Annotated in this window: 8 protein-coding genes; all 8 read right to left on the reverse strand. The window is 65.8% G+C overall.

Features of this window, described 5'->3' with window-relative positions:
- Nucleotides 1–539: 539 nt before the first annotated feature.
- The 8 genes from SH412_RS24500 to SH412_RS24535 all read right to left on the reverse strand — a co-directional run bounded on the left by SH412_RS24500 (nt 540) and on the right by SH412_RS24535 (nt 13,161).
- Nucleotides 540–1,970: a DUF1501 domain-containing protein gene (locus SH412_RS24500; protein ID WP_336520663.1), complete on the reverse strand. Its 1,431-nt coding sequence runs from the start codon at nt 1,968–1,970 to the stop codon at nt 540–542.
- A gap of 9 nt (nt 1,971–1,979) precedes the next feature.
- Entirely contained in the window at nt 1,980–5,033 is a 3,054-nt protein-coding gene (locus SH412_RS24505) for a PSD1 and planctomycete cytochrome C domain-containing protein (protein ID WP_336520664.1), read from the reverse strand.
- 121 nt (nt 5,034–5,154) lie between these two features.
- On the reverse strand, nt 5,155–6,618 hold the full coding sequence (locus SH412_RS24510; protein WP_336520665.1) for a DUF1501 domain-containing protein: 1,464 nt from the start codon (nt 6,616–6,618) through the stop codon (nt 5,155–5,157).
- Between the two features lie 100 nt (nt 6,619–6,718).
- Nucleotides 6,719–9,127 (reverse strand): DUF1549 domain-containing protein, encoded by a 2,409-nt coding sequence (locus tag SH412_RS24515; RefSeq protein ID WP_336520666.1) that lies wholly within the window; start codon nt 9,125–9,127, stop codon nt 6,719–6,721.
- 132 nt (nt 9,128–9,259) lie between these two features.
- Complete coding sequence (locus SH412_RS24520) at nt 9,260–10,831, reverse strand: DUF6798 domain-containing protein (RefSeq protein WP_336520667.1); 1,572 nt, start codon at nt 10,829–10,831, stop codon at nt 9,260–9,262.
- 78 nt (nt 10,832–10,909) lie between these two features.
- On the reverse strand, nt 10,910–11,077 hold the full coding sequence (locus SH412_RS24525; protein WP_336520668.1) for an RNA polymerase subunit sigma: 168 nt from the start codon (nt 11,075–11,077) through the stop codon (nt 10,910–10,912).
- 272 nt (nt 11,078–11,349) lie between these two features.
- Nucleotides 11,350–12,279: a phosphate acyltransferase gene (locus tag SH412_RS24530; protein WP_336520669.1), complete on the reverse strand. Its 930-nt coding sequence runs from the start codon at nt 12,277–12,279 to the stop codon at nt 11,350–11,352.
- Nucleotides 12,280–12,327: 48 nt separating this feature from the next.
- Nucleotides 12,328–13,161 carry an ROK family protein gene (locus SH412_RS24535; RefSeq protein WP_336520670.1) on the reverse strand — a complete coding sequence of 278 codons (834 nt, stop codon included), beginning with the start codon at nt 13,159–13,161 and terminating at the stop codon, nt 12,328–12,330.
- Nucleotides 13,162–13,177: the final 16 nt, after the last annotated feature.

Here is a 13,177-nt window from a genome sequence, read left to right on the forward strand (position 1 = left end):
GACGGACGAGGACGTCCATCCTACGTACGTACCGCGATCGGCTCCGGCGGGTCGGCGGTTTTACGGCCGTCCCGCCGGAGTCCGTCTGGCGGTGATGTTGCGCCGGTAGAAGTCCCGGCGCTTCAGTTACTTGATCAGGTTCGCCGGTCTTGCGGCCGGGTGAACGGGGAAAAGCTCGACGTCGAGGCTGTGCGCACACGGGGTGCGCCCCTCGGGGTTTCCTGGCGGAAACCCCGTCGCTGGGCCCTGATCAGGCCCGGTTTGACGGGAATCGTCCGGAACGCCGACGGTTGCCCGCCGACGCGCATGCTCCTATGTCCCCGTCATAAATAGCGCGTTTGTTGCGCGGAATTCACATAAGAAGTGGTTGGTGGGTCGTGGATGGTGGATGGGGAGGAGAGGGCGAAGAGGTGGTGGGTAAGGAGGGGAAGAAGAGGACGCGGAGCGTCCCAAGAGTGCGTTCCCAGGCGGAGCCTGGGAACGAGTTAACGAGTTAAACGAGTTAATCGGGATACATTCGCGGCACGCGGGAGCGTGTCCTACGCCAGAATCTCGTGCACGGGGCTGTGCTCTTCCACGCCTGTCAGCCGGAAATCCAGGCCCTGGAAGCGGTAGGTGAAGCGGGCGTGGTCGAGGCCGAGGAGGTGCAGGATGGTGGCGTGCAGGTCGTGCACTTCCACCGGGTTCTCCGCCACGTTGTAGCTGAAGTCGTCCGTCTTCCCCCACGTGATCCCCGGCTTCACGCCGCCGCCGGCCAGCCAGACCGTGAAGCAGCGCGGGTGGTGGTCCCGGCCCGCCTCCGGGCTCTTCCAGTCTCCCTGACCGGCGACCCCCCGGCCGAACTCGCCCCCCCAGACGACCAGCGTGTCATCGAGCAGTCCCCGGCGTTTGAGATCCTGCACCAGGGCGGCTGAGGCCTGGTCGGTGTCGCGGCAGCGGGCCGTGCACCACGACGGCAGCCGGCTGTGGTGGTCCCAGTCGGGATGAAAGAGCTGGATAAACCGCACGCCGCGCTCCACCAGCCGGCGGGCCAGGATACAGTTGGCGGCGTAGCTCCCCGCCCGGCGGGAATCGGGGCCGTAGAGTTCGAAGGTCTCTTCCGACTCGTCGCTGAGATCGGTCAGTTCGGGGATGCTGGTCTGCATCCGATAGGCCATCTCGTATTGCCGGATGCGGGTGGTGATCTCGGGATCGCCGGCGGTCTCCAGATGATGCTGGTTGAGTTCCCCCAATCCGTCGAGCATATTCCTGCGGAGCGATCGCGGCAGGCCGTCGGGGTCGCGGAGATACAGGACCGGATCGCGCGAGTTGCGGAGCTTGACTCCCTGGAAGCTGGAGGGGAGGAACCCGCTCCCCCAGTAATGGTCGTAGAGGGGCTGGTCGCTGGGCCGCTGCATCCGCGAGATCAAAACGATGAAGTCCGGAAAGTTCTGATTCTCGGTGCCGAGGCCATAGCTGACCCAGCCGCCGACGCTCGGCCGGCCGGCGAGCTGATGCCCGGTGAGAAACTTGGTCATGGCGGGGGCGTGGTTGATCTGGTCGGTCCGCATCGACTTGATGAAGCAGAGGTTGTCGGCGACCGAACCGATGTGGGGCAGCCACTCGCTGACCGTCGCCCCGCTCTCCCCCCAGCGGGAGAATTTTGTGCGCGACGGCATGACGAGCTGCTTCTGGTTGGCCGTCATCCCGGTCAACCGCTGTCCCATCCGGACCGAATCGGGGAGCTCGATCCCCGCCCACTCTTCGAGCCCCGGCTTGTGGTCGTACAGTTCGAGCTGCGAGGGACCGCCCGATTGCGTGAGGAAGATCACCCGGCGGGCGCGCGGGGCGAACTGCCACGGCGACGTCGTTTCCGCCTGAGCCTGCGAGAGGAGCGAGTTGAGGGCGATGGCGCCGAGGCCCAGGCCGGCGGAGCGGCTGAGGAAGGCCCGTCGGGCGATGTCGATGGCAAGGGGATCGGGATCCGTCATGGCACTCGGTCACTCGTGCGTGATGGTTTCGTCGAGATTCAGGATCAGGCTGGCTGCGACCATCGCCGCAGCCGCTGCGGGGGCTGCGCCCGCTGCCACGAGTTCGGCCTGGCCGACGGCCAGCAGTTTGACCGCGTCGGCGGGATGTTCGCGGTAGTAGGCGAGGGCTCTCTCATGTTCGCGAATGAGAACTTGCAGTTCGCGGTCATCCGGCGAGCGCGACAGGATGCGTCGGAAGAGGTCCCGCAGACGTTCGCTGGTGACAGCGATTGTCTGCGCGCGATCAGCCAGAGCGCGGGCGGCTTCGAGGGAATTGACGTCGTTGAGCAGCGTGAGGGCCTGCAGCGGAGTATTGGTGCGATTGGTGCGGACTTCGCAGACGCGGCGCTGGGCGGAGTCGAACAGGAACGTCGGTCCGACGGCCCGCCGCCAGAAGGCGTACAGCGTCCGGCGGTACTGGGCCGCTCCTTCGCTCGGTTCGTAATGGAACCGGCCCATGAACATCTCCTCCCAGACGCCATCGGGCTGCCAGGGCCGGACGGAGGGGCCGCCAATTGCCGGGTTGAGCAGCCCCGACGCCTTCAGCCCGGCGTCGCGGATCATCCAGGCCGGCAGCCGGAAGCGCGCTCCGCGGGCGAGCAGTCGGTTCTCCGGATCACGGGCGAGCAGGGCCTGGGAGACGTCGGACTGCTGCCGGTACGTTTCGCTGGTGACGATCAGCTTCAGCACGTGCTTGACGTTCCAGCCGCTCTCCAGGAATTCGACCGCGAGCCAGTCGAGCAGTTCGGGATGCGTCGGGGCTTCCCCCTGCAGGCCGAAGTCTTCGGGCGTCCGGACCAGCCCCGCGCCGAAGGCGAGCTGCCAGAGCTGATTGACGACGACCCGCGCAGTCAGCGGGTTGTCGCGGGCGACGAGCCACTTCGCCAGTCCCAGGCGAGTGCGGGGCTCGTCGGTCGGCCAGGGAGCGATCGCCGCGGGGACGCCCTGCTCGACGACTTCACCCTTCTTGTCCCAGACGCCGCGGACGAGGACGTGCGTTTCGCGCGGCTCTTTGCGCTCGCTCAAGACCATGACGTTGATCTTGCCCGCCGCCTGCTGGACTTCTTTCAGTTGCGCCTGCGCCCGCTCCAGGGAAGCCCGTTCGACAAGGTAAGGTTCGTGGTCGGAAAGAAACTCGTCGAACAGCCGCTGACGCAGCTTCTCGTCGAGCTTGCTGAGATCCGCTTCCACCTTCAATGCGGCGGCGAGTTGTTCGAGCGGCGTGGCTTCGACACTTCGCACGGCCGGGCCGGCTTCGCTGCAGGCGGACAGGCGGAATCGGCCGATGTTGGCGTCGCCGCGCGTGGAGCGCTGGCGCAGTTCGAACACCACCTCTTCGTCCTCTGCGAGGACCAGCGGTTCGGCCAATGCGAAGACGGCGGTGTGCGGATGAAACCCTTCCTCGCCCTGCGTCGTCCAGCCATTGCGGGGGTCGTCGTCGAGGACGTGCCGGACTTCGCCATAGCCTTCGAGCTTCTTCGGATCTCCCTGCACATCGGCGACCGCATTGGCCAGCAGAATGTCGCGGATCTGGGAACTGCTCCGGCGACGGACCTGGAGTTTGACGTCGGTCAGGATGAAGTGGCCGGTCTTGCCGCGGGAGTAGCCCCTCTCGGTGAAGGCGGGATCGGGCAGCACCTCCAGCCGCAGGCCCGTGATCCGCGGCAGCTTCGGCGTCGTCACGAAGCGATAGTCGTCCTGGATCGGGTTCGGTCCGTCGGCCAGCACGGAGCCATCGTCAGTCTGCTGGAGGCGGGTTCCTTCGGAAGTTTCGAGGAGCGATGCTTTCAGCACGGACCATGACTGGCGCCCGCCTTGTGACTCCGTGGCTCGCTGTTGCAGCCATTCGGCAAATGGAGCTTCCGCCGCCAGTTTGGCCGCCGCTTCGCGCGGCGAACGCTCGTCGACGAGCCACTGGGCTTCCGACACCGCTCGCTGGGCCCGTGGAGACTGATAGGCCAGGTACGGCTTGGCGGCGGTGCTCGCCTTGCCGTCTTCGTCGATGCTGTTGAAGAAGGCAAACAGACTGTAGAACTCGGCCTGCGAGACGGGATCGAACTTGTGCGAGTGGCACTGGCAGCAGCCGAGCGTCAGTCCCAGCCAGACCGTGCCGGTGGTGCTGACCCGGTCGATGACGTAATCGATCCGCGATTCCTCGGGATCGCGGCCACCTTCCCCATTGGTCATGTGATGCCGGTGGAAGGTGGTGGCGAGCTGCTGCTCGGGGGTGGCGTCGGGGAGCAGGTCCCCGGCGAACTGCTCGATTGTGAACTGGTCGAACGGCTGATTGCGATTGAACGCGTCGACGACCCAGTCCCGCCAGGGCCAGTTGGTCCGCGTCGCGTCTCCCTGGAAGCCGTCTGTATCCGCATACCGGGCGGCATCCAGCCACCACATCGCCATCCGCTCGCCGAAGTGCTCGCTGGCCAGCAGCCGGTCAACCTGACGTTCCCAGGCTTCGGGTGAGCCATCGGCCACGAACGCCGCGACCTCTTCGGGTGACGGCGGCAGGCCCGTCAGGTCGAACGACAGCCGGCGGAGCAGTTTCTCCTTCGTCGCCCGTGGCGAAGGCGACAATCCTTCCTTTGCCAGACGCGCTCGGACGAACGCATCGACCGGATGCTCGGCCAGTTTCGGCACGTTCGGCCGAATGGGAACTTCAAATGACCAGTGCTTGCCCCACGGCGCCTCGGCCGCAATCCAGCGGCGGAGCTTGTCGATCTGCTCCGCGGTCAGCGGCTTCTTCGACTTCGCCGGCGGCATCACGAGGTCGGGGTCGGTCGACGTGATCCGGTTCAGCAGTTCGCTCTCACCCGGTTTGCCGGGAGCGAGGGCGGCGAGCGCCCCGTCGCGGGTGTCGAGCCGCAGGTCTCCCTTGCGGGAGTGCTCGTCGGGGCCGTGACAGCCGAAGCAGTTGTCGGAGAGAATCGGCTGAATGTCCCGGCTGAACGAGAGCGGTTCGTCAGCGCGGACGGCGACGGCGGGGCTGCAGAACAAAACGAGGATCAGCCAGGCTCGCAACACGCTCGCTCCAGTCTCATGCTCTGTCAGATTGGGTGGCCGGGGCAGGAGCGTCTTCGCGATGCCCCGGAGAGTTGAAGTCCGGGGCTTCCCTTCGGTCCAGCCCCGGCCACCCGATGTCCTTCTACGCAAACAATCCCATCGCCGGTTGCCCCAGTCCGTCTTCCGTCGCATAGAACGGCCGCTTTTCGACGTCGAACACCGTCTTCGGGCTGATCCCCATCGCCGTGAAGATGGACGCGTGCAAGTCAGTGACCGTCAGCGGATCTTTGACGGCCAGGAAGGGTCGCTCGGGGGCCGATTCGCCGTACAGATGCCCCTTCTTCACGCCGCCCCCCCAGAGCATGATTGACGCGCCCCCGGTGAAGTGCCGGTGCTGGCCGTAGTGTTTCAGCTCCTGCAGCACGTCGACTTTCTCCGTCGCCTGATCGTTGGCGTTGGAGCCGGGCCGGCCTTCCATGATCATGTCCCGGCTGAACTCGCTGGCCAGGATGACCAGCGTCCGGTCGAGCAGCCCGCGGGACTCCAGGTCGAGGATGAGCTGGGCGATCGGCCGGTCGATTTCTTCTTTCATCCGCTTGAGCGTCGTGTGCCCGTTGGCATGGGTATCCCAGTGCAGGAACGGGACGTACTCGGTCGTCACCTCGACGTAGCGGGCGCCGTTTTCCACCAGGCGGCGGGCCAGCAGGCAGCCCCGGCCGAAGCGGCCGGTGTCGTACTTGTCGTAGCTCTCCTTCGGCTCCAGCGAGATATCAAACGCCGCCCGCTCCTTCGAGCTGAGCAGGCGATGGGCATTTTCCATCGAGCGGACCAGCGACTCCTGCTGGTAATCGCTGAGGTACTCCCGCTGCGGGGTCTGGTCGATCAACTGGCGATAGAGCTTGTAGCGGTCGCCGAAGCGTCCGGGCTGCATGCCCTTCGGCGGGCGGACCGACGCTGCAGCCTCTTCGGGGTAGGGCAGGTTCATCGGGCCGAATTCACTGCCGAAGAAGCCGGCGGTCGTGAAGGCCTTCAGTTCTTCCTGTTCGCCGACCCCTTCGAGCCGCTGGCCGATGTTGATGAACGGCGGGATGACCGGATTGAGCGGTCCCAGCACCCGAGCCATCCACGCGCCGATGTGCGGGCAGGCGACGGTTTGCGGCGGGACGTACCCGGTGTGCCAGTGATACTGGTGCCGGGAATGCAGGATGCTCCCCAGGTCGGGCAGCACGTGCGAGCGGACCAGCGTTCCCCGGTCCATGATCTGTGCGATGTGCTCCAGCCCCTGCGTGATCTTGATGTGATCGACGACGGTGTCGATCGCCGGGAAGGTGCTCTCGACCTTCGCCACGGGGACGCCCGGCTCGAAGGGGACGTACTTCTTGGGGTCGAACGTATCCGGCGCCGCCATCCCGCCCCCCATCCAGAGCAGGATGCAGGAGTCGGCCTTCGCCTTGGGCTGGATGATCACGTCGCCATTGGGGGCGGCCAGCAGCCGCCGGGGCTCATTGGCCATCAGCGCCGCGGCGCTCCCCAGCATGAGCTGCTGCAGGAACCGGCGGCGGGCGACGGATTCGGGGAGCGCGGGATCGAGTTCGAATTCGGTCATGGCAGTCATTCTCGCTGAATCTCTCTATCTTTCTCAGACGTCTTCTCTCTGAACTCTTCTCAGCGTCCTCAGAGTCTCCGCGGTGAAATCTTCTTCTGAATTATCGCACGAGCTGGAACTCAGGGAGCATCACGATGGCCCACAGGACATCTTCCAGGCCGGCCTCGGTCAGTGGATTTCCCAGGGCGGCCTGCAGGGCCGAGGATTCGTCGGGCGTGGGATTCCGGCTGAGAGCGAAGCGATACAGGTCCCGCACGCAGTCGGCCGGAGTCGTCGGGTTGCGGGCGAGAATGTTCCCGGCTCCACGGTGGAGCGCTTCAGCCAGCACCTGTCCGTTGGAGAGATCCATCGCTTCGAGCGTCGTGAGCTGTTCGGGGCGGACGCTGACGATCTGGTCCCGATTCGGTCGACCGAGGGAGCGCATCAGGAAGTCGCTTTTCACCAGCGAGGCCCGGACCATCAGTCCTGCGCTCGTGGATCCCTGACTCAAGGTCGCCGCCAGCGTCTCCTGCAGCCGGTTGGCCCAGACTTCCGGATGTGCGACCGGGGCTGCTGGCTGCCAGTCGGTCGGCTCGGACTTGTACCGGCCGTTCCGCTCGGGCTGCGTCGCCGTCCATTCCCAGTCGTTGGCGGTCGCAATGGTCACCGGGGAACCGTCGGCCAGCTTGAGGCGGGCTTCGCAGAACAGACCCGCCGGGTTGGGACTGGCGCCGCCGTTCTTGGCGACGATCAGGAATTCGTTCGGTCCCGCCTTCAAGTGCGGCGTCAGCAGGATGGCGTCGGGGGCCTCCCAGTTTTCGCCGGCGCCGGCCCGCTGGCCGTTCACGAACAGCGTGTAGCTGTTGTCGCATGTCGCCACCGCCAGGCCGAAGGTGGGGGCGGCGGGCAGGTCGAATTTCTTCCGGAAGGCGATCGTCTCTCCCGCGGGAGCGTCACCCGCTTCCGCCCGCGACCAGATCCATTTCCCGGTCGGGGCTGTGTTCTCGGCGGCCGGATCGGGTTTGCCGCGGAGGACCGGGGCGTCGTACCGCGTCGGGGCGGCGCCGGTGAGTTGCCAGACGGTATCCATGAACTGCTCGGCGGTCAGGCGCTTCGCGCGGGGGCCGGCGTAGACGTAGCCGTGGTCGTCGATTCCTTCGGCGACGACCTGCGTCTGGCTCTGGTAGGCCTGTGATGTGGCGATCAGGGCGAGGACCTCTTTCAGGTCGAATCCATGATCGACCAGTTGGGCGGCCAGTTCGTCGAGGAGATCGGCGTTCCAGGGGGGCGACTGCATCGCGTCCACCGGATGTACGATCCCCCGGCCCATCAGACGGTGCCACAGGCGGTTGACGATGGTCCGCTGGAACCGGCCATTCTCGGGATGAGTCATCAGGGCCGCGAGCTGCTGCAGCCGTTCGGGCTGCGGCGCTGCGGCGTTGACCTGGCCCAGTTCCGGAAAGAGCCACGCCGCCTGAGCGGTTTTGCCGACTGGCTTGTCGCAGCGGTGAATCTCCAGCGGCCGGGTCGAGTAGATCGCGGCCAGGCCGAACGACTCTTCGAGCGTCCAGCGGTCGATGAAGCTGTCGTGGCAGGAGGCGCACTTGAGGTTGATCCCCAGGAACGACTGTCCGACGCTCTGCGCGAACTGGATTTCGACGGTCTGTCCCGCGCTGACGTCGCCGCGCCAGCGGATGCCGTCGATGTACCCGGAGTTCTCCGGCGTCGGCGCAATCAGTTCGCGGGCGAACTGGTCGTACGGTTTGTTCGTGACCAGGGCCAGGTAGAGCCACTTCGAGATCTGCTTCCGGCCGCCGGTGATAAATCCTGTGCCGGTGTAGTCGTTCCGGAGCAGGTCGTTCCAGAAGGTCAGCCAGTGCTCGGCGTAGTCGACGTCGCGGGCGAGCAGTTCGCGGACCAGTCGCGTCCGCTTGTCGGGCGAGGGATCGTCGAGGAAGGCCTGGAGGTTTTCGGGCGTCGGAAGGAGGCCGATCAGATCCAGCCAGGCCCGGCGGGCGAAGGTGGCGTCGTCGATCGGTTGCGGGCGGGGGCGTTTCTTCTCCGCCAGATACGCGTCGATGATCCGATCGACCGGATTGGCCCGTCCGTCGACGACCGGCGGCAGCTCGGGCCGGCGGGGCTTCAGCTGCGGCTCGTAGGGCCGCTCGCCGAAGCTGAAGCCCTGCTCCCACGTTGCTCCTTCGTCGATCCAGCGTTTCAGGATCTCAATCTTCGCGGCGGGGACGCGCGGTCCCTCCGGCGGCATGCGGGAATCGTCCGTCGCGAGGACTCGCAGCACCAGCTCGCTTGCCGCGCTCCGGTTCGCGGTCAGCGCGGGGCCGGATTCTCCCCCGACCAGGGATGATTCGCGGGTGTTAAACGACAGCCCCCCCTTTTTCTGATCCCCGGTGTGACACTTGCCGCAATACTCCCGCAGGACGGGTACGACTTCGTGCGCAAAGTCGATATCCTTCCCGGCGGCGGGAACGGCGGACAGGAGGAACAGAATCGGGGCAACCCAGTGGCGCATCGGCGGTCTTTCGGAGCGGCAGGGAACGTCGGGCGGGAGACTCGGGCAGGCAAATCAGGCCACCCCTTGTTGTAAACCCTTTCAGGGCCGATGTCTATCACCATTCGGCCGGCAGAGAACCAGCGCTGTGGTTCAGCGCGGCGAAGCTGGCGACTGCGCGGCGGCCGGCGCTCGCAGGTCATAGATGCGAATGGCGCCCTGTTCGAAGACTGGCGTGGGCTCCATCGGTCCGAGGTGGTCTGTGATCAGGTAAGCCGTCCCGGTTTTCTGCGACAGATCTCGCAGCTCGGTCGTCGAGTAGAACTGGTCGGCGTAATGCTCCTGGAACCACTTCTGCTGAAACAGCAGCCGGCGATTCCATTCCACGATCCCCGCCGCGTCCTGCGGGCAGTCCTTGAAGTTCACGTATTCCGGCAAACCGGCGTACCACTTGAACGACCACGAATCATGCGGAGTCATGACCAGCGAATCTGCCGGAGCATGGTCGCGCAGCCAATGGCAGCCGGCGATCCAGTCGGGGTTCTGCTCCTTCGCCAGCCGGTACTCGGCCGCGAGACTCCCGCCGCGAGCCAGCGCGGCGATCAGCAACAGCCCCGCCAGACTCCCCAGGAGCCGCGGGCCGGCTTTGATGTGCTGGACGACCAGCACGCAGACCGCCAGCGGCAGCAAGGCGTCGGCGAGTCGGAAGGGATAGAACTTCAGCAGATGCATGCGAGACTCATACCAGGGCATCTGCTGCGGCGGACGGGAGCCGTATCCGATTGCGACTCCCGCCAGTGCAAACGCAACTGCGCAGAGCGTGACCAGGCAGATCGCCCGGAGCAGCGGCTGCGAACGCTGCCGCCAGCCCAGAATCAGCAGCAGTCCCAGCAGCAGCCCGTAACATGCGTAACCGTTCCACGGAAAGAGCATCGGGTCGAGATGATGTCCCAGCCGGTGATAGACCTGCAGGTAGGTTCCTGCAAAACGGACGTTTGTCGCAACGGGCTGGCCGAGCATTCGGAGGGCAGGGACCAGCCCGGGCAAGGCCGCGATCACCAGGAGGCCGGCGGCCGTCAGAGTTCGAAGCCAGGAGACGTCGGCTGATTGTGGCAGGAGTCGACTGCCGGTCAGTCGCGCGACGAGGATTGCTCCCAGTGCGGCGAGGAGCCCCCAGCCGCCGACGACCGGATGAAAGGCCATCGCGATTCCGGTCCAGAGCCCGGCGATGACCAGGCGACCGCGGCAGAGCGCCCCCCAGGCACAAAGGAGTCCCGCGTAGGCGAAGACTTTCCCCTCAATCCCCCCCACAACCCATTCGCCCGAAAAGCTGCCGCAGGCCTGCAGCGCCAGCCAGCCGGCGACGATCAGCCAGATCCGCGTCCGGCTGCCGACCATCGGCTGCAAGGCCGAGACGAACCCCGCCGCGAGCCATCCCAGAGCCACGACGCGCCCCAGCCAGGCGACGACCGCGAACGGGAGCCAGGTCGTCCACCAGCCCATCAGCTCGTAGAACACCGCGTGGGCGTTGAACGATTCCAGAAACAGATCGCCCCGGCACCAGGTCGGATCCCAGAAGTGCCGGGCCTTGCAGAGATAGTGCGGCTCATTGACGTACGGCACGGGGGCCGCCGCCAGGGAGTACGCCAGCAAGCCCCCCCACAGCACGAGCCATGCAGTCCGGTCAAACCGGGGCTGCGACAGTGTGTCTGGGGCTGCGGACATGGCCGGCTCCTCAAGCACAAACGCCTCTGCGAGGCTGCAGAGGCGTGGGCGCTATGGTCGCGGTGTGCCGGTCGGCGACTACTTCTTCTTCGTCGCCTTCTTGGCGGCGGCCTTCTTGGTGGCCTTCTTCGTCACCTTGGCGGCGGCTTTGGCCGGGGCCGCGGCGGTCTTCTTTTTGCCGAAGGCCTGATCGAAGTTTTCCCAGAATTTGGGCGTGGTGCCGGTCCGGACGATGGGGCCGCTCATGCTGACATTCCTTCCTGCTGACAGACCAATAACAACTCCGGACGCGCCCGCGGCGCGCCGGCCGTGATTTGCGAGACGGTGCGCGGTGATTGTTGGAACCGACCGGGGCCGTGTCAAGGTTCATCGGCAGAGTCAGAAGTAGCGTACCGTAGAGAAATGCCGAATGTCGAAGAGCAGTCGAGAGTCCAGAGGCGAGAGCCAGAAGTCTCGCCTCTGGCGATCAGCGAACAGCGATAAGCCCACTTCTCCGGCGATTCGCGACTCCCTGTTCGCTATTCCCTCCCCCTCACATGCAGCATCTGCAGCGTGAAGGCCAGCGAGTGCATGCGGGTGGAGGTGGTGTCGGCGCGGGACATGAAAACGACGGGGGCGCTGGTGCCGCAGAGGTAGCCGCCGAACCGGCATTCGGCGGTGTACATGATCGCCTTGACCGTCAGGTTGGCGGCGAGCAGATTCGGGAAGAGCATCGCGTCCGCGTCGCCGACCACCTGGCCGGCGATTTTCTTTTTTTCGCCGGCTTCGGGGGCGTAGGCCAGGTCGAACGACAGCGGCCCCTGCACGATGCCGCCGGGAAACTCGCCCGCCTCGCCGCGTTTCTGCAACTCGGCCGCTTCGAGCGTGTCCGGCATGCTGTCGGTCGGTTTTTCGGTGGCCGACATGACTGCCACGTGCGGGACGGCATCCGCCGGCGTCTCTTCGTCTTTGAGCAGGCGAGCCGTTTCGATCAGGCTGCGGAGGAGGTCGGCCTTCTGGTCGAGCGTCGGCTGAATCGTGATCCCGGTGTCGGTCAGCAGCAGACGTCGGTCATCGCGGGGGATCTCCAGCAGGACAATCTGGCCGATCACGCGATCGGTCCGCAATCCGGTGTCGCGATGCAGCACCGCTTTCATCAGCGCCGGCGTGGAGATCTGCCCCTTCATCATCAGGGCGGCTCGACCGTCGCGAATCTCGGCAACGGCGGCCTTCGCAGGTTCATCGCTGTCGATGATCCGAAACTCGGAGACGTCGATCCGCAGCTCGTCCGCCAGCTTGCGAATGGCCGCTTCATCGCCCGTAACGATCGGTTGAATCCAGCCTCTGCGGGCCGCCTGCGACAGGGCTTCGAGGACGGTCCGATCATCGCCGCCTGCGGCAACGACCCCGACCTGCGACCGTCGAGCGTCTACCGCCCGAAACATTTCATCGAATCCGGCAATGTACATGGAGCTCGTTCCGCAGTCTTGAAAGGGGGGCTGAAAGGCGCCGGGTGTTCAGCCGCCAGTTTCGATGCCGACAACAACCAACGACGATTTGCCGATCGCGCAGTAGGCGCCGGTGGAGTGCGGCGCACGAACCAGCGACGTTCCGTGCATGTCGGACCAGAGGGCGATGCCGCCGAGCAGGCCGGCGATGTTCGGCACCGTCCGAACGTCCGGCGGCAATTCCTCCGCGTTGAGCCGGCGTGAATTTCCGCCCCCAAGGTACAACATGTTGAAGTTGAAGATCCGGCGGATCAGTTCGATGGCTTCGTAGAGCTTGGCTTTCCATTGCTCTTCGCCGAGCGCGTCGAGCGATTTCTGACCAAGCCACTGCTCGTACGTGCGATTCTCCGAGAACGGATGGTGGGCCAGTTCGAGATTCGGCACCAGGATGCCGTCGATAAACTGGGCCGAGCCCAGGCCGGTCCCGAGCGTGAGAACCATCTCGAGCCCTTCGCCGTGAATCGCGCCGAAGCCCTGCACGTCGGCGTCATTGGCGGCGCGGACGGGTTTGCCCAGTCGGGCCGCAAGTTCCCGTTCGAGGTGAAAGCCGGCCCAGTCGGGGTGGAGATTGGGCGCGGTGAACGTGACTCCCTGCTTGACCACCCCGGGAAAACCGACGGCAACACGGTCGAAGTGCGGTTGTCGCGAGGCCAGGTCGGCGATGACGTCGAGCACCGCCGGCGGCGTCGCCGGTCGCGGAGTGGGAAGTTTTTCGCGGGGGCTGATGGCGATCCCCTGGTCATCCAGCACCAGCGCCTTGGTTCCGGTGCCTCCGATATCGACCGCCAGCGTCCGGAGATGGAGCGGCAGGACCGAGGCGGGGGCGGTGCTGATGGCTGTCACGACTCAAGTCTCCCGG

The sequence above is a fragment of the Planctellipticum variicoloris genome (assembly GCF_030622045.1).
Classification (GTDB): domain Bacteria; phylum Planctomycetota; class Planctomycetia; order Planctomycetales; family Planctomycetaceae; genus Planctellipticum; species Planctellipticum variicoloris.

What these genes read in the sequence shown, in the direction of transcription:
- SH412_RS24500 (WP_336520663.1), bottom strand. Translation starts at nt 1,970, where the DNA reads ATGACGGATCCCGATCCCCTTGCCATCGACATCGCCCGACGGGCCTTC.
- SH412_RS24510 (WP_336520665.1), bottom strand. Translation starts at nt 6,618, where the DNA reads ATGACCGAATTCGAACTCGATCCCGCGCTCCCCGAATCCGTCGCCCGC.
- SH412_RS24515 (WP_336520666.1), bottom strand. Translation starts at nt 9,127, where the DNA reads ATGCGCCACTGGGTTGCCCCGATTCTGTTCCTCCTGTCCGCCGTTCCC.
- SH412_RS24520 (WP_336520667.1), bottom strand. Translation starts at nt 10,831, where the DNA reads ATGTCCGCAGCCCCAGACACACTGTCGCAGCCCCGGTTTGACCGGACT.
- SH412_RS24525 (WP_336520668.1), bottom strand. Translation starts at nt 11,077, where the DNA reads ATGAGCGGCCCCATCGTCCGGACCGGCACCACGCCCAAATTCTGGGAA.
- SH412_RS24530 (WP_336520669.1), bottom strand. Translation starts at nt 12,279, where the DNA reads ATGTACATTGCCGGATTCGATGAAATGTTTCGGGCGGTAGACGCTCGA.